Source organism: Janthinobacterium sp. TB1-E2 (genome assembly GCF_036885605.1).
GTDB lineage: Bacteria > Pseudomonadota > Gammaproteobacteria > Burkholderiales > Burkholderiaceae_D > Janthinobacterium > Janthinobacterium aestuarii.
Genome location: NZ_CP142523.1, coordinates 5,118,132 through 5,138,504 on the forward strand (window position 1 = coordinate 5,118,132; position 20,373 = coordinate 5,138,504).

The following is a 20,373-nucleotide window of genomic DNA, read 5'->3' on the forward strand; positions in this document are numbered from 1 at the left end:
CTCATGGAAATTAAAGTCAACTTTCTCGACAAGCTGCGTCTCGAAGCCAAGTTCGACGATTTTACGGTCATCGCCGACCAGCCCATCCGCTACAAGGGCGATGGCTCGGCGCCTGGCCCGTTCGATTACTTTTTGGCATCATCGGCACTGTGCGCGGCCTACTTCGTGAAGTTGTATTGCGATACGCGCAATATTTCCACCGAAAACATCCGCCTGTCGCAAAACAATATTGTTGATCCGGAAAACCGTTACCAGCAGATTTTCAAGATCCAGGTCGAGCTGCCGGCCGATATCTCGGCCAAGGACCGCCAGGGCATCTTGCGCTCGATCGACCGTTGCACCGTGAAAAAAGTGGTGCAAACAGGCCCCGAGTTCGTGATTGAAGAAGTGGAGAACCTGGACGCCGACGCCCAGGCCTTGCTGGCCCTGAATCCGGCCCCTGGCGCGAGCACCTATATCGTCGGCAAGGATTTACCGCTGGAACAGACCATCGCCAATATGTCGGGCCTGCTGGCGGGCCTGGGCATCAAGATTGAAATCGCCTCGTGGCGCAACATCATCCCGAATGTCTGGTCGCTGCATATCCGCGATGCGCATTCGCCCATGTGTTTCACCAACGGCAAGGGCGCGACCAAGGAAAGCGCGCTGGCGTCGGCCCTGGGCGAATATATCGAGCGACTCAGCAACAACCATTTCTACGCCGGCTCGTTCTGGGGCGAGGACATCGCCAACGCGCCATTCGTCCACTACCCGAACGAGCGCTGGTTCAAGCCGGGCCGCAAGGATGCGTTGCCGAAGGAAATTCTCGACGAATATTGCCTGGATATCTACAACCCCGATGGCGAGCTGCGCGGCTCGCACCTGATCGACACCAACTCCGGCAATGCCGAGCGCGGCATCTGCTCGCTGCCGTATGTGCGTCACTCGGATGGCGAAGTCGTGTATTTCCCCTCGAACCTGATCGAAAACCTGTACGTCAGCAATGGCATGAGCGCCGGCAATACGCTGGTCGAAGCGCAGGTGCAATGTCTGTCGGAAATTTTTGAACGTGCCGTCAAGCGCGAAATCCTCGAAGGCGAAATCGCCCTGCCCGACGTGCCGCAGGAAGTGCTGGCGAAATACCCGGGCATCGTGGCCGGCATCGCCGGCCTGGAAGAGCAAGGTTTCCCCGTGCTGGTCAAGGATGCGTCGCTGGGCGGCGTGTACCCGGTGATGTGCGTCACCCTGATGAACCCGCGCACGGGCGGCGTGTTCGCCTCGTTCGGCGCGCACCCGAGCCTGGAAGTGGCGCTCGAGCGCAGCCTGACGGAATTGCTGCAGGGCCGCAGCTTTGAAGGCCTCAACGACTTGCCGCAGCCGACGTTTGCCAGCGAAGCCGTCACCGAGCCGAACAACTTCGTCGAACACTTCATCGATTCGAGCGGCATCGTCTCGTGGCGCTTCTTCAGCGCCAAGGCCGATTACGATTTCGTCGAGTGGGATTTTTCCGGCCACGGCGAAAATTCGAATGCCGAGGAAGCGGCGACGCTGTTCGGCATCCTCGCCGGCATGGGCAAGGAAGTGTACACGGCCGAATACGACCAGCTGGGCGCCACGGCCTGCCGCATCCTCGTGCCCGGTTATTCCGAGGTGTATCCGGTCGAAGATCTGATCTGGGACAACACCAACAAGGCGCTGCTGTTCCGCGCCGATATCCTGAACCTGCATAAGCTGGACGATGCCGGCCTGGAAGACTTGCTCGACCGCCTGGAAAACAGCGAGCTCGACGAGTACGGCGACATCGCCACCCTGATCGGCATCGAATTTGACGAAAACACGGTCTGGGGCCAGCTGACGACCCTGGAATTGAAGCTGCTGATCCATCTCGCCCTGCAGCAGTTCGAGGAGGCGAAGGAGCTGGTGGAAACCTTCCTGCAGTACAACGACAACACGCTCGAGCGCAAACTGTTCTATCAAGCCTTGAACGTGGTGCTGGAAGTGGAGCTCGATGACGAACTGGAACTGGACGACTACGTCGTCAATTTCCGCCGCATGTTTGGCAACGAACGGATGGATGCAGTGCTGGGCTCGGTGGAAGGCAGCGTGCGCTTCTTCGGCCTGACCCCGACCAGCATGCAGCTGGAAGGCCTCGACAGGCACCAGCGCCTGATCGACAGCTTCAAGAAGCTGCATGCGGCGCGCGCCAAGGCGGCGGCTCGCTAAGTAGGTCGTGGGAAATTATTGTGAAGTTATGACGAACAGAACCGGAGGCTCTGCAAGGCGCCCGCTGCGACGCAGTGCAAGCACTGCTAGCAGCGGGCAACACCGCAGAGCGCCGGTTATGGAAGTCAGAAATGACAATAATTTATTACGCCCTACTTAGCATCACCACCTGGAAGCGATGCCATGGCCACACTGGAATTCTGGTTCGATTTCGGCAGCAACTACAGCTACCTGAGCGCCATGCGCATCGAAGCGCTGGCGCGTGAAAAGAAGGTGCATGTGATCTGGAAACCCTTCCTGCTGGGCGTCGTCTTCAAGGCGCTGGGCTGGCAGACATCGCCCTTCATCTTGCAAAAACTCAAGGGCGACTACACGTGGCGCGACATGGCGCGCCAGTGCGAAAAGTACGCGTTGCCATGGCAGCAGCCGAGTTCCTTTCCCCGCACGGCCCTCTTGCCCATGCGTGTGGCCTTGATCGGCGCGGACCAGGGCTGGATTGCGCCATTCGCGCGCCGCATGATGACGATGAATTTTGCCGCGGACCGTGATATCGACAACATCGAGGCCGTCAGCGAAGCCTTGGAGGAACTGGGTCTCGATGCACGCGCCGTCCTGGCGCTGGCTTTGACACAAGATAACAAGCTGCGGCTGCGCCGCCAGACCGAGCAGGCACAAGCGCTGAACCTGTTCGGCGCCCCCAGCTTCATCAACGCTGGAGAATTATTCTGGGGCAATGACCGGCTCGAGGATGCACTGCTGCATGCAGCAGCCAGCCGCCGTTAAACTCAATTCCCCGCCAGCGCCGCGATCTCTTTGCGCATATTGTCTATCGCCCGCTCGTTGTACTGGTCGGCGAAATACGCATCGCCAAACAGCTGGCCCGCCTGCGCCTTGGCGCTCAGGTGCTGCAGGGCCAGGCCCCGCTGTTCGTTGAAGCGTACGGGGTCCACGTGCGCGTATTCTCTTCCGATGGCTTGCGTATACGCTTGATACACTTCTTCATCCTGCCCCAGGATGGCCAGGTCGGCACTGAGCATGGCGTCCTTCAGCGCATGGCTGATGCCGGGTCCCTGGAAGTGATCGGTGGCGCGTATCAATTGCGCCACATCCTGGTTGTCGCCCGCATCAAGGCCGCTGGCCAGCCACAGCTGGGCGCTCGCCTCTTCGCTCGAATACAGGGCATCGTCGTCGTGGCTGTAGACGGCGTCGTGGAACCAGAACGCCTTCTTGACCAGCGCGCTATCGCGCTTGGGCGCAAAGGTATTGTCGGCCCACACGCGGATCTCGGACAGGCCATGCACCAGATGGTCGAGGTTGTGATAGTGGCGGTCCGCGCCACCATACGCCTGCGGTCCCGTCAGGTGGGCGAACCAGTGGTCCGCCAGCGCGATGTCATCTTGCGAGGTAGTCGCATAGTTCCACAGCGCTTCCCACTCCTTGCGCAGGCAGTCGAGTATCCACGCCTGGTAGGCGGGACCGGGGACGAATTTCTTCATGGTCCAGTTCCAGCCCACAGGTCCTTCCAGCGCCTTGACGAAGCTGGAGCTGACGGAGCCGAGGTCGCGCGGCGGCATCACGAAGATCGTCTTGGCGCCCTGCAGCACGTCCACGTTCGTTTGCTGGATCAGGTTTTCATAGTCGAAATCGGCCGTTGTGCGAATGCCTCGGATCAAGTAGTCGCAGCCATGCTTTTTCGCCGCGCGGGCCGTGTAGTCGCCCTTGACGATGACCACCTGCACATTGTCCCAGCCGCACTCGCGCGCGCTCTGCTCGATGATGCGCTTGCGGTCTTCAGCGGGAAATTGGGGACGCTTGGCGGGGTTTTGCGACAGGAACACGATCACCTCGTCGGCGAGCGAACGCGCTTCGCCGATCACCCACATATGGCCATTGGTGATGGGGTCGAGGGTTCCTGAAAAGCCGATCTTCTGCATGCTGCGCTCCGTTTGCTTGATTGCTTATTGCGCAGACAATATATGCCAGCGGCGCGCGCGTCAATGCAACATGCCAAAGATCATGATCAAAACGCTATTTTTTCACGGCTTGCGGAAACTCCACGCGCACGCACAGGCCGCCCAGGCGCTCGGATTTATCGAGCACCAGGCGCGCACCGTGGCGCTCGGCGATGGCCTTGATGATGGCCAGCCCCAGGCCGCTGCCGTTGGCGTCCGTGCCGGGCACGCGGTAGAAGCGGCTGAAGACGCGCTCGCGCTCCTCGGGCGGAATGCCGGGGCCGCTGTCTTCCACCGATAACGTCACGCCGACGGGGCTGGCGCGCAGGTCGATGTCGACCGTGCCGCCCTGCGGCGTGTACTTGATGGCGTTGTCGACCAGGTTGCGCAGCATGATGTTGAGCGCATCGGCCTGCCCCGCCACCTTGGCCGCATCCATGTGATGCAGGCCCAGATCGATCTTGCGCGCCTGCGCGATGCCGGCCATGTCGCCCAGCGCGCGCTTGACGACGTCGTTCAAATCCACCGCCTGCAGCTGGTCGCCGCTGGCGGCACTCGCTTCCTGGCGCGCCAGCACCAGCAACTGCTCGACCAGGCGCGTGGCCCGCTCGATGCCGGCGCTGACGCGGGAGATCGCCAGACTGCGCTTTTCCTGCGATTCGGCCCGCTCCAGGCTCAATACCTGCAGTTTCAGGGCCGCCAGCGGCGTGCGCAATTCATGCGCGGCGTCGGCGACGAAATGCTGCTGCGCGTCGAATGCCGTTTTGACGCGGCCGAACAACAGGTTCAGCTCATGCACCAGGGGACGCACCTCGTCGGGCAAGCCCGCTTCCGAAACGGGCGACAGATCGTCCGCCTGGCGCGCCGCCACCTGCTTGCGCACGCGCGAGACGGGCGCCAGCGAACCACTGACGACCCACCAGACGACGAGCATCAAAATCGGCGCCATCAGCGCGATGGGCCCCACCGTGCGCAGCGCCAGGCTGCCGGCCATGCGCTTGCGCACGGCCATGTCCTGGGCGATCTGCACGGTCTGGGAACTGGTTTGCACGGAGAAGATGCGGTAGGTCGTGCCGTTCGCCTTCACGTTCGAAAAGCCCAGCACGGCGCGCTGCGGCAATTCCGCGCGCGTGATCGAACGGAACACCTGCACGCCGTCCGGCGTCCATACCTGCACCACCATGTCGTTGTTGACGGGATCGGCCGGCAAGGCTTGCGCGTGGTTGGCCAGCGGCGCGCCGGAGCGCAGCGACAAAGCCATCTGCTGCATGTGGTAATCGAAAATCTGGTCGGCGTCGTACAGGGCGCTGCGGTAGGCGATCGACGCTTGCGCCAGGGCCGCCATGATGATGGCCGCCAGCAAAAACCACAGCAGGCGGCCGCGCAGTGAATGCGTCACCGTGACCTTCATCCTCATGCCTTGGGCACCATGTAGCCGAGGCCGCGCACGTTCTGGATCAAGTCGCTGCCCAGCTTCTTGCGCAAGCCATGGATATACACTTCCACGGCATTGCTGTTGACTTCATCCTTCCAGCTGTACAGCTTTTCTTCCAGCTGCGCGCGCGACAGCACGATGCCGGGGCGCGCGATCAAGGCTTCCAGCACGGCCCATTCGCGCGCCGACAGGTTGACGGGATGCCCTTCGGCGATCACTTCGCGCGTCAGCGGATTGATGGAAACGCCCTGGTGTTCGAAGACCGGTTCCGGCCGCCCCGAGGCGCGCCGCAACAGGGCACGGATGCGCGCCAGCAGTTCGTCAAGGTCATACGGCTTCAAGACGTAATCGTCGGCGCCCGCGTCGAGGCCGGCGATGCGCTGCTCGATGGCGTCGCGCGCCGTGGCCACGAGAACCGGCGTGTCGAGCTTGCGCAAGCGCATCGAGCGCAGCACGTCGAGGCCATCCTTGCGCGGCAAGCCCAGGTCCAGCAATACCAGGTCATAGGTCTGCGTCTGCAGGGCCGTATCGGCCATGTCGCCATCCTTGACCCAGTCCACCGCGTAATGCTCGGCGCGCAGCAAATCGAGCACCACCTCGCCGATCATCGTATCGTCTTCTACCAGCAATAAGCGCATGGCTTGCCTCTCTATCTCGTTACTCTTGTTTTCAGCCTAAACGCACGGGAATAAAAATCTTGTCGGGTCCGCGCTGTATCAGCAAGGCGACCGACTTGGCGGATTTTTCCACCACGTCGCGCACCTGCTCGACCGTGTTGACGGGACGGCCATTGACCGACAATAGCACGTCGCCCGGCTGCACTCCGGCGTTGGCCGCAGCACCGCCCGCGTCTTCCACCAAGAGGCCGGCGCTGATGCCCGCCTCGCGTTTTTCATCCGATTGTAACGGACGCAGGGCCAGGCCCAGCTTTACCTTGCCAGCGGCGCTGTCGCTCTTCGCCACGTCGGCCACCTTGTCGGCCGCATTGCCCAGGGTTGCCGTCAGGCTCACGATCTTGCCGTCACGCCAGACATCCATCGTGATCTTGTCGCCTGGCAAGGACGTGCCCACCAGCGCCGGCAAGTCGGCCGAGCCGATGATGCGCTGGCCATTCACCTTGCGCACCACGTCGCCCGATTTCAGGCCCGCCTTGTCGGCCGGGCTGCCCCGCTCCACGTTGGCGACCAAGGCGCCTTCCGGCGTGGCCAGCTTGAACGAGTCGGCAAAGCCCTGGTTCACTTCCTGCACCGTCACGCCCAGCTTGGCGTGGCTGGCCTTGCCCGTGGCGACGATCTGGTCCTTGATGCGGCCGGCCAAGTCGATCGGGATGGCGAACGACAGGCCCTGGAAGCCGCCCGTCTGGCTGTAGATCTGCGAATTGATGCCGACCACTTCGCCGCGCGTGTTGAACAGCGGGCCGCCCGAGTTTCCGGGGTTGACGGCCACGTCCGTCTGGATGAACGGCACATTGCTGTCGTCGGGCAGGGAGCGGCCCTTGGCGCTGACGACGCCGGCCGTCACCGTGCTGTCGAAGCCATAAGGAGAACCGATGGCCAGCACCCACTCGCCCACTTTCAGGTCGCTCGAATGACCGAGCGGCACGACGGGCAGGTTGTTGGCGTCGATTTTCAGCACGGCGATATCGGTCTTCGGATCCGTACCGAGCACCTTGGCGCGGAATTCGCGGCGGTCGTTGAGCTTGACGGTCACTTCGCGCGCATCGCGCACCACGTGGGCGTTCGTCATGATGATGCCGTCGGGGCTGACGATGAAACCGGAACCGAGGCCGTGCGTGGGCACGTCGCGGCCACCGCGCTGCCCGCCTTGCGGCCCCTGGAAGCGGCGGAAGAATTCGAAAAACGGATCGTTGCCGAAGTCGTCATTGCCGGCCTGGGCCGAGGGGTCGTAAGCCACCTTGGTGCTGCCCGTCACGCTGATATTGACGACGGCCGGGCTGTTGCGCGCGGCGATCTGGCTAAAGTCGGGCAAGGCCACCAGCGGCGCGCTGGCGGTGGGCGCCACGGCGGCGGCCACGGGGGCGCCTGGGGCAGCGGCAGCGGCATTCGCGCCGGCATTGTTCTGATGCACCACCATGGCGCCACCGGCGCCCAGCACACCGATCGCGGCCAGCGCGGCTACGGTGCGTTTGATTTTCAGGGATGCGGTATTCGTTTGCTGTTCCATGAATTGCTCCTCATTTAATGAGATTTTGATGTCTGCAATAGTGGGCCACGAGTCTTAGGCGGTGCTTAACATTTTTCTATTTGGAAACAGGTATTTGCGCCTTTAAGCATGGCTTAATCTGGCCTGCAGCATGCACCTTGCATGGCGCTCAATGAAGGGCCCGAACAGGCTCCAGACGTGACACTGGCCGGATCAACCGGCCAGTATTTTACTGCATGGGGAGGAAGGGAACCCTCCCGGCTGCCAGGGCGCCCGAAGGGGCGCCACGATCAGATCAGGCCGCTTGACGCTGTTCCAGCGCATTGACGTTAGCGGCGGTGCCGCTGCCGGCGCCGATCTCGATCTTGCGCGGTTTCAGGGCTTCCGGCACTTCACGCACCAGGTCGATGGTCAGCATGCCGTTTTCAAACGTGGCGCCCGTGACCTTCACATGGTTGGCCAGCTGGAAACGCTGTTCGAAATCGCGGGCAGCGATGCCGCGGTGCAAGAACGTGCGCTCGACGCCATCTTTCTGCTTGCGGCCCGTGACGTGCAGGGAGTCGCGTTCGGTGATGATGTCGATCTCTTCGCGCGAGAAGCCAGCCAATGCCATCACGATGCGGTACTTGTCTTCCGACACCAGTTCGATGTTGTACGGTGGATAGCTCGGTTGCGCATCGGCGCGTTGTTCGTTGAGCAGCTGTGCCAGGCGGTCAAAGCCAATGGCGGAACGGTAGAGGGGAGCAAGGTCAAAAGTACGCATGATAAATATCCTTTTCAAATGAAGCGATAAGAGGGGCGGACCTCACGATGAGCATCCGCTTGTTACCGATATACGGCCTCTCCAGTCCCTTTCAAGGCCTTGAAATTGGCAAAAAGCGCCCCAGACGCCGCGAAATTTGTAAGAAAATTTTACATGACCCATCCCGGGGATTTTGCATGGCGCCCCCCATGCGGGGCCGGCTTTTGGTGTATGCTGACGGCATGAACAATGACACCGACATCCAGCTCAGCGGCCCCTTCAAGGCCACCGACGGCTCCGGCCGTGCCCACGACATCAAGGCCATCCGCATCTTCGACGAAGGCTACGGCATCATCGACGTCTACGTCGATTTCGCCGCCCCGCTCGAAGCGGGCGCCTACAAGGACAAGACCCTGGTCGGCCACATCCTGGCCCGCCTGCGCAGCCTCGGCTACGTGGGCCCCGACTTCGGCCATGGCGACCTGGGCCTGCAAGACAAGAAACTGATTGTTCTGGAAGCGCCCGAGGAATTCTCGGCCTTTGCCGTGAGCAAGGGCTGGAAGGATCTTTCGGCCGAGTTTGACGAAGACTGATCCGTTTTCTCCCCCATCTGCGCCGCGCCAGCTTCTGCTGCCGCGGCGTTTTTCATGGGCGGCCGCTTAGTTACTTAGCTGATATAGCGCGCACTCCACGCGGCAATCACGTTGGCGACGTAGGCAGCGTCATCGCGCCCCGTCAACAGATGGTCGGCGTCGTCGAGCGAAACGAAGCTTTTGGGGTGCTTGGCCGCCGTAAAGATATCCATCGCATTCGACAGGCTGACCGTCGTGTCGTTCGGCGCGTGCATCACCAGCAGGGCGCGGCGCAGGCCGGCGATGTGCTCTTTTAAGCTGTGGCTGCCAGCGTCGTCGACGAATTGCTGGCGGATGCGGAAGGGCCGCCCTTCCAGCTGCACCAGCGCTTCGCCTTCGGCGGCGATTTTTTCCAGGTGGTCGCTGAACATGCGCGTCACGTAGGCGGGCGTGCTCGGCGCGGCCAGGGTGGCGATGGCGGTCGCTTCCGGCACTTGCGACGCGGCGGCCAGCACGGCGGCGCCGCCCAGGCTATGGCCGATCAGCAATTGCGGCGCGGCGTGTCTGGCCCGCAAAAAGTCGGCGGCGGCGACCAGGTCGTCCACGTTCGACGAGAAATTCGTGGCGGCGAACTCGCCTTCGCTGGCACCCAGTCCCGTGAAGTCGAAGCGCAACACGGCGATGCCGTGTTCCGTCAAGCCTTGCGCGATGCGCCGCGCGGCCAGCACGTCCTTGCCGCAGGTAAAGCAGTGGGCGAACAGTGCGTAGGCGCGGATGGCGCCGTCGGGCGCATCGAGGCGCGCCGCCAGCACATGGCCGTGCGCGCCGGGAAAATCTTGCCGGGTGGATTTCATTGTCTCAGATCAAAGCTGCCGCGCAGCGCGGCCGATGGCGCATTGTAGCGCCGTCCGGCCACGGCTGTTTTAGCCACGCGATGGTATGTCGAGCCCCTTGATGACGGCAGGCCGGGCCAGGAAAGCATCCAGCACGCGCTGCACGTTCGGGAAGTTGTTAAAACCGACGAGATCGCCCGCACCGTAAAAACCCACCAGGCAGCGCACCCACGGGAAGATGGCGATGTCGGCAATCGTGTATTGGCTGCCCATGATCCAGTCGCGGCCCTGCAGGCGCTGCTCGAGCACGCCCAGCAAACGCTTGGCTTCGCCGAGGTAGCGTTCGAGCGGACGCTTGTCCTCGTAATCCTTGCCGGCGAATTTGTGGAAGAAGCCCACCTGGCCGAACATGGGGCCGATACCGCCCATCTGGAACATCAGCCACTGTATCGTTTCATAGCGCAGGCCCGCGTCCTGGGGGATGAACTTGCCCGTCTTTTCGGCCAGGTACAGCAGGATGGCGCCCGACTCGAACAGCGCCAGCGGCTTGCCATCGGGACCGTTCGGATCGAGGATGGCGGGAATCTTGTTGTTGGGATTGAGGGACAGGAAGGCGGGCGATGTCTGGTCGTTTGTCTCGAAGCTGACCAGGTGCGGCTCGTACGCCAGGCCCAGCTCTTCCAGCAGGATCGAAACCTTGATGCCGTTCGGCGTCGGCAGCGAATACAGCTGCAGGCGCTCGGGATGGCGGGCGGGCCATTTTTGGGTGATGGGGAAGTCGGAAAGCTGTGTCATGGATATCCTTTGTTTCAATGAAAGATGCGGCGCCGGAGAGCCAGTATAGCCAAGCATGGCAGTTTCAGCAGGATAGCCCATTCAGCCAAACAAGCCATGCAAAAACCAGCGCGGCGCGGCGTCTTCTCCGCAGCCGGCGATGCGTTCGCGGTAGACCCAGTAATGGGCGTGGTCGAGGCCTTCGGCAATGAAATAATCGCGCGCCTGCGACTGGCCCCACCAGCCCGCTTCGATGCGTTCGGCAACGGACACCATTTTCAAGGGCGAGCCATAAAACGGCCGGTGCTCGCGCATCAGCAGGGCGATGGGCTGGGCCAGCAGCCAGCCGGGGCGGGGCATGCCGGGCAAGCCTGGCGGCAAGTCAGGCTGCGCGTTTTTTGCGCCGGCCTTGGCCGGCAGCGGCAGCCACTGGTTGGCCGCTTCGGGGCGGTAATCGGCGCGCGGCGCGGCCTGCAAGACATTGTCCGTGCCCAGGCGCGCCACCAGCAATTCCAGCAGGCGCTGGCGTTCCTGCGGCGTGCCGCCCGGCTCGGGAAACAGGCTGTCGCTGGGCGGCGCCATCGGCTGCACCTGCAGCGCTTCCAGGGTGAGGCCGATCACGGGCGCGTCCAGCGCCAGCTGCGCCAGGCGCTCCTTGAGCAGGCGCACCAGGTGCTCGTCGCGCCACACGGCCTCGCCCAGCGCCAGGTCGATGACGGTGGGCGGGCGCGCCACCCTGCCCCGTTCGTGCGCCAGCAGCAATTGAATGCGCTCGACGGCAAATTGCCGCGCGCACAGCCAGCCCGTCATTTGCTGCAGCAGGCGGCGCGCGCCAAACAGCAGCGCGTCCGCGTGCTCCACGCGGTCGAACAATTCCAGGCTGGCGCGGAACGTGGGCGGCGCTTCGAGCCACACGAACAATTCCGTGCTGTGGCCATGCGCATCGTCGAGCATATCCAGCAAGGCTGCGCCGCAACGGCGCTGCAAGCCGGGCCGGGGCAAGTGGCGCAGTTGCCCCAGAGTGCGGCAGCCGATGCCCTCGAACCACTCGAGGTAGGGGCGCGCGGGCGGCAGCAAGGCGCACGGCAGGCCGTCGAGGCGGCGGGTGAGGCTCTCCATGCCCAGCACGCGGCGCCGGCGCATAGCGGCGCGCGCCAGCAGCCAGGCGCCGCGCGCCGTGGGTGCGCACGACAACTGGGCCGTGTAGCCGAGCGCGCGCAAGCTGGCCTCGATGTGCCGGCACAGGGCACGCACGCCGCCGAACAGGCGCAGGCTGGCGCCCGCATCGACGAGCAGGGTCGCTTCCTCGCCTTGCGCCACCAGCGGCGAATATTGCAGCAGCGCCAGCGCCACCGCTTGCAGGGCTTGCGCTTCCAGTTCAGGCGAGCGCTCGTGCAGGCGCACCTGCGGCGCCAGCATCAGCGCACCGGCGCGGCGCATGCCCGGCTTGATGCCGGCCGCCCGCGCCAGCGGCGACACGGCCATCACTTGCTCCTGCTCCAGCACTACGCCCAGGCTGTCAGCCGACCAGCGCGGGCAAAACACTTCGAGCGGGAGCCGGGGCAGGCACAGGCCGATCCAGAGTCGCATGGCGTCGCAATAATGAAGGAGGTTGCAGGGGCAGGAACAGGGGCGCGTCGCGCTGCGGTCCCCGGCGCTTGATGAAGCCGATCTCGATGCCGCCGGCAGCCGGGCGCACGGACAGGCGCAGCGGCGCCGGCGACGCATCCTGCGCGCCGTGCAGCGGGCGCAGCATGCAGAACAGGGTGTTGCCGCTTTGCGCGGCCAGGTGCAGGCGGCGCAGGCTGTCGGCGCGCACGTGCGGCTGCCAGAACAGCAAGGCGCCGCAGGTACCGCTGCGCAAGATGTTTTCCGCCGCCCACAAGGCATCCTTGCTGCCGGCGCTTTTGAGCCACAGCAGTTGCGACGGCGCCAGTCCCTGCGCGGCCAGGGCCAGTGCCTGCGGCGGATGGGGCGGCTGCAACAGCACGATGGGCAAGCCCGGCAGTTGCGCCAGCGCGGGGGCCAGCAGCCGCAATTCGCCGCTGCCCGGCTGCTGCACCAGCAGATCGATCAGGCTGCCGCTGGGCCAGCCGCCGCCGGGCAGCTGCGCGGACAGGGCGGCAAAGCCCGTGTCCAGGCAGCGCGTGGCGCCCTGCCCCAGCTGCGATGCACGCCACAAGGACGGGTGCAAGGCTTCCGGCGAGGCCATCAATTGAGAATGTTGCATCATTGGATAGATAGATGAATACTGTATGCATATACAGTACTATCCAGCTCCACTTTTGGCAAGGTTTATCTGACTGCCGCTACCGCCGGGGCCGCTCCGCCATGTCCGAAAAACCCCGTTTTCGGCATCGATTGCTGTACCATAAGCACTCTCCTTACCGGTTGGCAACGTACCAGCCGGCTTCCTCCGTCCATAAGGAAACGCATTTGACCACCATCCAAATCATCAGCGCCATCGTCTTCGGCCTTGCGCTCATCCACACCTTTGCCGCCAAGTCGTTTGAAACCTTGTCGCGGCGCCATCCCCGCCATGCGGGCTTGCTGCACTTGCTGGGCGAAGTGGAAGTCGTGTTCGGCTTCTGGGCCTTTATCCTGATCCTCATCATGGCCTTTGTCTCGGGCAGCGATGCGGCCATCGAGTATGCCGAGTCGCGCCATTACACGGAGCCCCTGTTCGTCTTTGTCGTCATGGTCGTGGCCGCCTCGCGCCCTGTGCTCGACGCCGTGCAGCGCCTGTTGAAAAGCGTGGCGCGCGTGATGCCGCTGCGCACGGAACTGGGCCTCGTCTGGCTGGGCCTCGCGCTCGTGCCCCTGACGGGCTCATTGATCACGGAACCGGCCGCCATGACCCTGGCCGCGCTGATGCTGGCGCCGCAAATCTTCCGCCCGGGCATCCCTGAATGGCTGAAATACGGCGCGCTGGGCGTGCTCTTCGTCAACGTTTCCATCGGTGGTACCCTGACCTCGTACGCGGCGCCGCCCGTGCTGATGGTGGCCACCACGTGGAACTGGGATAGCGCCTACATGGCCAGCCATTTCGGCTGGAAGGCCGCCATCGCCGTGCTCGTCAACGCCACGGGCGTGAGCATTCTGCTGCGCAAATACCTGCACAGCAACACTTCCGACATCAAGCCGAAGGCCGGCGAGGTGGAAGCGCCAAAAGTGCCGCTGGCCGTCAGCCTCGTGCACATGATCGTGCTGGCCGGCGTGGTGACCCTGGCGCACCATCCCGTGCTGTTCATCGGCCTGTTCCTGTTCTTCCTCGGCTTCGTGCAGGCGTACGAACGCTATCAAAGCCCGCTGATCCTCAAGGAAGGCTTGCTGGTCGGCTTCTTCCTGGGCGGCCTGGTGGTACTGGGCGGCATGCAGCAATGGTGGCTGCAACCCATCGTTTCAAGCCTGAAGCCGCTGGCCCTGTTCTTCGGCGCCCTGGGCTTGACGGCCATTACCGACAATGCGGCCCTCACTTACCTCGGTTCGCTGATCGTCGGCATGACGGATGAAGCGAAATACATGCTGATGGCCGGCGCCGTGGCCGGTGGAGGCCTGACCGTCATCGCCAATGCGCCGAACCCGGCCGGCGTGGCCCTGCTGCGCCGCGGCTTCAAGGATGAATCGATCGGCGCCGTCGGCCTGCTGGCCGGCGCCCTGCTGCCGACGGCCGTGGCGGCCTTGGCCTTCCTCGCTTTGTAACGCTACTCACGGGGCGGCTGCCGGCCGCCCCCGCTTCCCTCAGTTTCCCGCCTCAGTTACCCTCATACACGAGGAAATGCAGCCGGTCATAGAACAGGCTGTAGGCATAGTCGAACGTGCCCACGCTGCGAAAACCCTTGTGCAGATACACTTGCAGCGCTTCGCTCTTTTCCCACACCGTCAAGGTGATGCGCGCGCAGCCCTTGCGGCTGGCCAGGTCGCGGATTTCATGGAACATCTGCCTGAATAAACCCTGGCCCCGGTATTTCTCGTCGATGGCCAGGCTGCTGACGAAACAGTCGTCGGCACGCGCATGCGCGAGCACGAAGGCGTCATACGCATCGTCGAGCGCCTTCATGTCGTCGCGGTAATAGGAGACGGCGCCGCAGGCCTGGAACTCGTCCATCGTCGCGGCCGTGAAAAAGCCGATGAAACGCCCGTCCTCGTCATGCAGGCCGTGGATGTGCGCCAGATACGGGTCGATGTTTTGCCGCCGCTGCAATTCGACGAATTGCAGATTCAATTTATTACCGAACGAGCAGTATTCGAGATAGCTGGTGGCAAACAGCAGCTTCGCCATGCGGTTCTTCGTCTCGTCATCCAGCAGTTCGCCCGGCACCAGCGTGAGCGGCGCATGCGACAGCAGGTCCGCCTGCGCCTCGTCACCTGGCGGGGCGGCATCGCTGGCGGCCGGCATGCGGCTGCCGTGGCGGCCGACGGTCGGGCGCCAGAAAGCACCGGCGGCAATATGCTGCGAACGGTGGGCCAGCAGGTAGCGGCAAAAGACGGTATTCACGCGGTCGAGCTGCGGGTCGTCCGACAGCACCGAGTAATAGTGAAAATGGTCGATGTCGGCCCGCAGCTGAGCCGCATAGGCCATACGCGGCACTTCCTCGATATCGAACACATCGACGATGTCGGGCAGGATCAAAGGATCGTCAAGCTGCCAGCCGATCTCGTCGAGCCGCGCCACGCAACGCGCATACGCGCGCCGTTCCTCGTCGCTCAAGGGAATGTGCATGTCGGTAATGATATCGTCCAGCAGGCGCATGCCGCGGATGCCGCCCGCCACTGCTTCCCGCGCGCCGTCATACAGCACGCAATAGCGCTGATAGAACTCGGCATGGCTGAGCACGGTCACGCCCAGGTTCTTCTTCCATTCCGCATAGAACTGGCCAAACAGCCGCGCCTCGAATTGCGGGCAGGAACGGGGAATCTGCGCGTCGATGCCCGCATAGGCGAGGTTCACATTGCGCTGGATCACGCGCAGCGCGGCATCGTTCTTCTTGGCGATCAGCATGCCCGTTTCATCGAGAAACAGATTCATCCAGCTGACATGCCGGCGCTCTTCGCTGCCATCCTCCTTGCGCTGGAAATAATCGGGCACTTCCGGCTTCATCAGGAAAATCGTCGCCGGATTATGCGGGATCGTATCGACATCCATATACAGGCCCCCGTATTCGCACATGATGAGGATGCGGAAATAATCGGACAAGGTGGCGAAGTAGCGCTGCGTATGCAAGGTATCGAGGGTGTCGAAGCGGGCGGGCGCGAAATCGAGCGCCAGCGCGCGCAGCGAGTTGATGTGCAGGGTCGTGCCGCCGATCGCGTAGCGGCCTATCGTGTAGCGCCCGGCGCCGCCCGTGGGGCTGAAGCGCTCGTCATTGCACAGCTGCTGCGCATCCCATACCCACAGGATGGAGACATATGGCGCGCCGCCGTTGCGCCGCACCTCTTCCAGCGCCGCGCCCCACTGCCCGATCGCTTCGGCCGCAATGGCCGGCAGCGGTCCGCCCATCCAGATGCGGTGCAGGTAGCGCTCGTCGTCGCCAAGCGCGCGCGTGGGGATGCAGCTGAGCGAAGAGCAGCTTGCCGCGTTGAAATGGTTGAAGTTCAGGGCGACGAAGCTGCGCAGGGCCGCGATGCCCGCCTGGTGCTCGACGGCCAGTTGCTCCAGGTCGCTGCCGGCCGGCCGGACATCGGCCAGGGTGATGTAATCGAGTTTCAGCCGGTTGATGCGGAACTCGTATTCGAGGTTGAAAATCTTTGCTTGATCGTGTTTCGAGGCCAGGTCATCTATTTTCATGGGCGCACCATTTTCCGCAGGAGAGTGTCAATAAACTTCGCAGGAGGTAAAGCAAGGTCGAGAACAAGCGCATCGTTGCGCCATCAGTGCCGGGCCAGCCGCACCCCGCTTTCCCGGCGCCCCGCCATGCCCCGCGTAAACAGCAGCAGGCAGGCCGTGATGGCCACGATGACGGGAATATTGAGCAGCGCATACGTTTCCAGCGCATAGCCGAAGCGCTGGCACAGCACGTTGTACAGCTGCAGCCAGGCGGACAGATAAATGCAGTACAGCAAGCTCATGGCGGCCGTCGTCAAGGTCATCGCCTCCTTGCTGGCCGTGATCGCGCTGCGTATCAGCGCGCCGTTGAACAGGCCGAAACCGATGGAATAGACAAACATGCAGGCGGCAAACACGTCGACGTGATGGCGGCCCGCGCCGGCACCCAGCATGCCGGCGGCCGCGATCAGCCCGCCCAGGCGCAGCAGGGAGACGAGGGGGAAATCCTGGCGCAGGCGCTGGATGGCGATGCTGCTGAGGACAAAGCCCGACAAGATTACGCATTGCAGGGCGATATACGTGGCGTAGGACGCGCCCATTTCCTGCAGCACGAAGATGGGCGAAAAGCCGATCCAGGCCGTCAGAGGCACGGTGGCCAGCCCGGCCGTGAACATGCCGAACATGAAGCGGCCATTGCTGAAAATGGCCGCGTAGCTGCGCATGATGGCGGCCAGGTCCGGGCGCGTGGTCTTGGGGACCGCGCGCGGCATGGTCTTGAACAGGCCCAGCAAGGACAGCAGCGCCAGCAGAGCCGACAGGAAAAAGACGTAGCGCCAGTCCAGCCGGCTGATGATGGCGCTGCCGAGGATGGGGCCGGCCAGGGGTGCGAGGATGGTGGTGCTCGACAAAATGCTACTCAGCTTGACGGCCGCCATGTCATCGAACAGTTCATGGATCATGGCATAGCCGACGAAGATGAAGCAGCAGCCCATGCCCTGGATGAAACGCACGGCGAGAAATTGCTCGATCGAGGCGGTCAATGGCACGGCCAAGGTGGCCAGCAAGAACAAGGTATTGCCGGCCAACACCAGCTTGCGCTTGCCGATGCAGTCAGCCAGGGGCCCCAGGAAAATCTGCAGCGAGCTGCCGCCCAGCAGATACAGGCTCAGGGACAGGGGGACGAACTTTTTTCCCGCCTGGAACTCCTCGACGATGCCCAGCATCGCCGGCATGATCATGTCGTTCGACAGATAGATGTTGAGCTCAAAGACGAGAAAAAACGCAAAAAACCACAGCAACTGCTTCGACTTGATGGACATGGCGCGTTCCGTAACGTGGGTGGCTGCCGTCAGTGCGTATCAGCCGTCGGGGCATGGGACGGCGGACACGGCTTCACACTGAAAACGTGTACCAATTGTATACCAGTTAGTATTTTTAACGCCTGTTTTTGTGATTTTTAAATACCGCAGCAATACCACTTGAGTGAAATACATGGTACTGCGGTATTTAGAATTCAGGCTGAAAAGGGCACGGCCAGCGTGCCGGCGCGCTGGCCGCGGCCCTGCGGGGAAAGGGAGAACGATGCGTACCAGTGCCAGCGCACCGTTGCGGCGCGCGGCACGCTGGTTTAGCGGCGGCGGTGGCTGGCGAAGAAATCGAGCAGCATCTTGCTGGCGTCGGGCTTGGCCTTGTCGTTGAACGGCAGGCTGGCGTCGCCGCCGCTCCACGCATGCTCGAGGTGCTCGACCTGCGCCACGCGCAGCAGCACATCCTTGCCCACCTGATAATCGTGCAGCGCATACGCATGGGCTGGATTGCGCCCGCCCGCCGCGCCGCCAGGCAGGCGCTGCGCCGTCACCACGGTATCGAACGGCAAGCGGTTGACGCGCACGCTCTGGCGCACCAGCTGCGTCTGGTTAATGGGCCGCACCACCTTGTCGGCCAGCCCTTGCAGCAGGATGGTGGGCAGGCGAGGAAACGCGGGCTGACGCGCCAGTACTTCATCGATGGCCACGTCGGCGCGGGCGGCAGCGCCATGCTGCATCACGCCCAGCGCGCCGATCAGATTATGCCCGGCGCCAAAGACGGGTCCGGAATGCAGGCCCAGCGCCGCGAACAGATGGGGATGGTTCAGGGCCACGATATGCGCCATGCCGGCGCCGGCGGAAATGCCGCAGATATAGATGCGCGCGCGGTCGATCGCATAGCGGGCCGCCACCTGCTCGATGGCGCCCACGATCAGGCGCACGTCGCCGCCGCCCTCCTGCGTCAGCTTGTCGTACCACTTCCAGCAGCGGCGCGCATGCGAGCGCAGCGATTGCTGCGGATACAGCACGGCGTAGCCCTTGCGCTCGGCCAGGCGGTTCATGCGCGTGCCATCGGCAAACTGCGTGGCGCTCTGCTCGCAGCCGTGCAGCATCACCAGCAACGGCCGGCCCCGGCTGCGCATGGCGACGCTCGGCGCCTTCTCGGGAAGGTAGAGGAAATACGGCAGGCGCCGGCCCGGCATCTGCCCCAGTTCCGGCAGCGGCGCATAGTGGGCGGCCAGCCACTTGCCCGGCGGGGGCGCCGTTCGCTTGCGCACGCGCGGTGGCGACAGGGGCGTGGCAAAGGGCGCCAGCGAGGGTACGGCGTCGCTGGCGGGCCTGGCGCGCGGCGTCGCCTTGGCCTTGACCATGGTCTTGACCACGGGCTTGCTGCGGGGTTTGGCCTTGGGCTTGGCTGGCACGGGCCCGAACAGCACCTTGGCCAGCTTGGTCGCCGTGCGCTGCTGCGCCTTACCGGCGCGCAATAGCCCGCGCAGCCATTTGGTGGCGGGCTTTACCATGGCACGCGGCGTGCGTGTCGTTGTGGAGCGTACCGCAAGTTCATCCCATTGCATCGTTGCGTCATCAGCATGTGCGGCCTCCTCCTTGGAACGCATAGAGTACCGCAATTGGCTGACAGCACCGTACGTTTGCACACCGATAAAGTGCCGCTAAGTAATCCTCAGGAAATTATTGTGAATTTATGACGAACAGAACCGGATGCTATGCAAGGCGCCCACTGCGACGCAGTGCGAGCACTGCTAGCAGCGGGCAACGCCGCAGAGCGCCGGTTATGGAAGTCAGAAATCATAATAATTTATTGGGGGTTACTTAGCACCATTGAGGCAGATCAAACGCCACATAGTGCGTATGCTTAATCTGGATGTTCGAACAGCACTTCACACGAGGAGAGAACACCATGAGCTATCTGGACCGCGACATCCTGGGCATGTACCGTAACCACGACGGCCCGGGGCCGGCCCTGATGGGGGCCGATACCCTGATCGGGGACGATGTCTACAATCACGAAGACGAGGAGCTGGGCGACATCAAGGAAATCATGCTCGACATGCGCACCGGCCAGATCGCCTACGCCGTGCTGTCCTTCGGCGGCGTCCTGGGCATGGGCGACAAGCTGTTTGCCGTGCCTTGGGAACGTCTGACCCTGGACACCGTCAACAAGCGCTTCCTGCTGAACGTCGACAAAGACTTGCTGAAAAACGCTCCCGGCTTCGACAAGGACAACTGGCCCGACATGGGCAGCGAAGCCTGGAACCAGCAGATGGAAGCATTCTATGGCAGCGGCACGCGCTACGGCAGCATGGCAGGCCATATGCCATCCGGCAGCGACCTGCGCAGCGGCGCCAGCCTGCAATCGGGCAGCGAAGGCAGCCTGACCGGCAGCTCCATGAGCGGCAGCCGCGCCGGCACGGGCAGCGGCCAGGGCGACCTCGGCGATCTGGGCTCGCGCTCCTCGCTCAGCGATGATGATGATCTCAACAAGCGCACTTGAGCCGGGTAGGTCGGGTAGGATGGATTAGAGGAGCATGTTGCTGCCCATCGTTAGCGTCAAGGCGCCTCTAGAAACCGTAGCGAGCAAGTTCAATATCGCGTTGAGTAGCGCAAC

Annotated in this window: 17 protein-coding genes; 5 read left to right on the top strand and 12 right to left on the bottom strand. The window is 63.2% G+C overall.

Features of this window, described 5'->3' with window-relative positions:
- The first annotated feature begins 3 nt into the window (after window positions 1-3).
- Together OPV09_RS23015 and OPV09_RS23020 are read left to right on the top strand one after the other, a co-directional pair.
- A complete protein-coding gene (locus OPV09_RS23015; protein WP_338679469.1) occupies window positions 4-2,202 on the top strand; it encodes an OsmC domain/YcaO domain-containing protein in 2,199 nt (732 codons plus the stop codon).
- A 183-nt stretch (window positions 2,203-2,385) separates the two neighbouring features.
- Window positions 2,386-2,985: a 2-hydroxychromene-2-carboxylate isomerase gene (locus tag OPV09_RS23020; protein ID WP_338679470.1), complete on the top strand. Its 600-nt coding sequence runs from the start codon at window positions 2,386-2,388 to the stop codon at window positions 2,983-2,985.
- Window positions 2,986-2,987: 2 nt separating this feature from the next.
- On the opposite strand, the gene coaD is transcribed toward OPV09_RS23020, so the two are convergent.
- From coaD to OPV09_RS23045, 5 genes are all read right to left on the bottom strand, one after another.
- On the bottom strand, window positions 2,988-4,136 hold the full coding sequence (gene coaD, locus OPV09_RS23025) for a pantetheine-phosphate adenylyltransferase (RefSeq protein ID WP_338679471.1): 1,149 nt from the start codon (window positions 4,134-4,136) through the stop codon (window positions 2,988-2,990).
- Window positions 4,137-4,230: 94 nt separating this feature from the next.
- Entirely contained in the window at window positions 4,231-5,565 is a 1,335-nt protein-coding gene (locus tag OPV09_RS23030; RefSeq protein ID WP_034750754.1) for an ATP-binding protein, read from the bottom strand.
- Window positions 5,566-5,567: 2 nt separating this feature from the next.
- The gene (locus OPV09_RS23035) at window positions 5,568-6,227 is read right to left on the bottom strand and encodes a response regulator (protein WP_034750756.1); all 660 of its coding nucleotides are present in this window, start codon (window positions 6,225-6,227) and stop codon (window positions 5,568-5,570) included.
- 31 nt (window positions 6,228-6,258) lie between these two features.
- Window positions 6,259-7,773 carry a Do family serine endopeptidase gene (locus tag OPV09_RS23040; RefSeq protein WP_338679472.1) on the bottom strand — a complete coding sequence of 505 codons (1,515 nt, stop codon included), beginning with the start codon at window positions 7,771-7,773 and terminating at the stop codon, window positions 6,259-6,261.
- Between the two features lie 274 nt (window positions 7,774-8,047).
- Window positions 8,048-8,515 carry an Hsp20 family protein gene (locus OPV09_RS23045; RefSeq protein WP_070303487.1) on the bottom strand — a complete coding sequence of 156 codons (468 nt, stop codon included), beginning with the start codon at window positions 8,513-8,515 and terminating at the stop codon, window positions 8,048-8,050.
- Window positions 8,516-8,736: 221 nt separating this feature from the next.
- Between OPV09_RS23045 and OPV09_RS23050 the strand changes: the two genes are divergently transcribed.
- Window positions 8,737-9,087, top strand: a complete 351-nt coding sequence (locus tag OPV09_RS23050; RefSeq protein WP_034783462.1) for a hypothetical protein — start codon at window positions 8,737-8,739, stop codon at window positions 9,085-9,087.
- A gap of 74 nt (window positions 9,088-9,161) precedes the next feature.
- Here OPV09_RS23050 and OPV09_RS23055 read toward each other — a convergent pair whose 3' ends face one another.
- From OPV09_RS23055 to imuA, 4 genes are all read right to left on the bottom strand, one after another.
- Window positions 9,162-9,920, bottom strand: a complete 759-nt coding sequence (locus OPV09_RS23055; RefSeq protein WP_070303486.1) for an alpha/beta hydrolase family protein — start codon at window positions 9,918-9,920, stop codon at window positions 9,162-9,164.
- A gap of 69 nt (window positions 9,921-9,989) precedes the next feature.
- Complete coding sequence (locus tag OPV09_RS23060) at window positions 9,990-10,694, bottom strand: glutathione binding-like protein (RefSeq protein WP_034750766.1); 705 nt, start codon at window positions 10,692-10,694, stop codon at window positions 9,990-9,992.
- Between the two features lie 81 nt (window positions 10,695-10,775).
- Window positions 10,776-12,263, bottom strand: a complete 1,488-nt coding sequence (locus tag OPV09_RS23065; protein WP_338679473.1) for a DNA polymerase Y family protein — start codon at window positions 12,261-12,263, stop codon at window positions 10,776-10,778.
- Window positions 12,193-12,903 carry a translesion DNA synthesis-associated protein ImuA gene (gene imuA, locus OPV09_RS23070; protein ID WP_319991091.1) on the bottom strand — a complete coding sequence of 237 codons (711 nt, stop codon included), beginning with the start codon at window positions 12,901-12,903 and terminating at the stop codon, window positions 12,193-12,195. The genes OPV09_RS23065 and imuA overlap by 71 nt, the downstream gene beginning before the upstream one ends.
- Before the next feature lie 206 nt (window positions 12,904-13,109).
- On the opposite strand from imuA, the gene OPV09_RS23075 reads away from it, so the two are divergent.
- On the top strand, window positions 13,110-14,375 hold the full coding sequence (locus tag OPV09_RS23075; protein ID WP_319990975.1) for a putative Na+/H+ antiporter: 1,266 nt from the start codon (window positions 13,110-13,112) through the stop codon (window positions 14,373-14,375).
- A 52-nt stretch (window positions 14,376-14,427) separates the two neighbouring features.
- On the opposite strand, the gene OPV09_RS23080 is transcribed toward OPV09_RS23075, so the two are convergent.
- The 3 genes from OPV09_RS23080 to OPV09_RS23090 all read right to left on the bottom strand — a co-directional run bounded on the left by OPV09_RS23080 (window position 14,428) and on the right by OPV09_RS23090 (window position 19,267).
- Window positions 14,428-16,461: a GNAT family N-acetyltransferase gene (locus tag OPV09_RS23080; protein WP_338679474.1), complete on the bottom strand. Its 2,034-nt coding sequence runs from the start codon at window positions 16,459-16,461 to the stop codon at window positions 14,428-14,430.
- An 83-nt stretch (window positions 16,462-16,544) separates the two neighbouring features.
- Window positions 16,545-17,759 carry an MFS transporter gene (locus OPV09_RS23085; protein ID WP_338679475.1) on the bottom strand — a complete coding sequence of 405 codons (1,215 nt, stop codon included), beginning with the start codon at window positions 17,757-17,759 and terminating at the stop codon, window positions 16,545-16,547.
- 308 nt (window positions 17,760-18,067) lie between these two features.
- Window positions 18,068-19,267, bottom strand: coding sequence for an extracellular catalytic domain type 1 short-chain-length polyhydroxyalkanoate depolymerase (locus OPV09_RS23090; protein WP_338679476.1), 1,200 nt, complete (start codon window positions 19,265-19,267; stop codon window positions 18,068-18,070).
- Between the two features lie 398 nt (window positions 19,268-19,665).
- On the opposite strand from OPV09_RS23090, the gene OPV09_RS23095 reads away from it, so the two are divergent.
- On the top strand, window positions 19,666-20,259 hold the full coding sequence (locus OPV09_RS23095; protein ID WP_072455297.1) for a PRC-barrel domain-containing protein: 594 nt from the start codon (window positions 19,666-19,668) through the stop codon (window positions 20,257-20,259).
- The last annotated feature ends 114 nt before the right edge of the window (window positions 20,260-20,373 follow it).

Excerpts from the sequence above, each read along its gene's own strand:
- OPV09_RS23015 (WP_338679469.1), top strand. The coding sequence starts at position 4 with ATGGAAATTAAAGTCAACTTTCTCGACAAGCTGCGTCTCGAAGCCAAG.
- OPV09_RS23020 (WP_338679470.1), top strand. The coding sequence starts at position 2,386 with ATGGCCACACTGGAATTCTGGTTCGATTTCGGCAGCAACTACAGCTAC.
- coaD (WP_338679471.1), bottom strand. The coding sequence starts at position 4,136 with ATGCAGAAGATCGGCTTTTCAGGAACCCTCGACCCCATCACCAATGGC.
- OPV09_RS23030 (WP_034750754.1), bottom strand. The coding sequence starts at position 5,565 with ATGAAGGTCACGGTGACGCATTCACTGCGCGGCCGCCTGCTGTGGTTT.
- OPV09_RS23035 (WP_034750756.1), bottom strand. The coding sequence starts at position 6,227 with ATGCGCTTATTGCTGGTAGAAGACGATACGATGATCGGCGAGGTGGTG.
- OPV09_RS23040 (WP_338679472.1), bottom strand. The coding sequence starts at position 7,773 with ATGGAACAGCAAACGAATACCGCATCCCTGAAAATCAAACGCACCGTA.
- OPV09_RS23045 (WP_070303487.1), bottom strand. The coding sequence starts at position 8,515 with ATGCGTACTTTTGACCTTGCTCCCCTCTACCGTTCCGCCATTGGCTTT.
- OPV09_RS23050 (WP_034783462.1), top strand. The coding sequence starts at position 8,737 with ATGAACAATGACACCGACATCCAGCTCAGCGGCCCCTTCAAGGCCACC.
- OPV09_RS23055 (WP_070303486.1), bottom strand. The coding sequence starts at position 9,920 with ATGAAATCCACCCGGCAAGATTTTCCCGGCGCGCACGGCCATGTGCTG.
- OPV09_RS23060 (WP_034750766.1), bottom strand. The coding sequence starts at position 10,694 with ATGACACAGCTTTCCGACTTCCCCATCACCCAAAAATGGCCCGCCCGC.
- OPV09_RS23065 (WP_338679473.1), bottom strand. The coding sequence starts at position 12,263 with ATGCGACTCTGGATCGGCCTGTGCCTGCCCCGGCTCCCGCTCGAAGTG.
- imuA (WP_319991091.1), bottom strand. The coding sequence starts at position 12,903 with ATGCAACATTCTCAATTGATGGCCTCGCCGGAAGCCTTGCACCCGTCC.
- OPV09_RS23080 (WP_338679474.1), bottom strand. The coding sequence starts at position 16,461 with ATGAAAATAGATGACCTGGCCTCGAAACACGATCAAGCAAAGATTTTC.
- OPV09_RS23085 (WP_338679475.1), bottom strand. The coding sequence starts at position 17,759 with ATGTCCATCAAGTCGAAGCAGTTGCTGTGGTTTTTTGCGTTTTTTCTC.
- OPV09_RS23090 (WP_338679476.1), bottom strand. The coding sequence starts at position 19,267 with ATGGTAAAGCCCGCCACCAAATGGCTGCGCGGGCTATTGCGCGCCGGT.
- OPV09_RS23095 (WP_072455297.1), top strand. The coding sequence starts at position 19,666 with ATGAGCTATCTGGACCGCGACATCCTGGGCATGTACCGTAACCACGAC.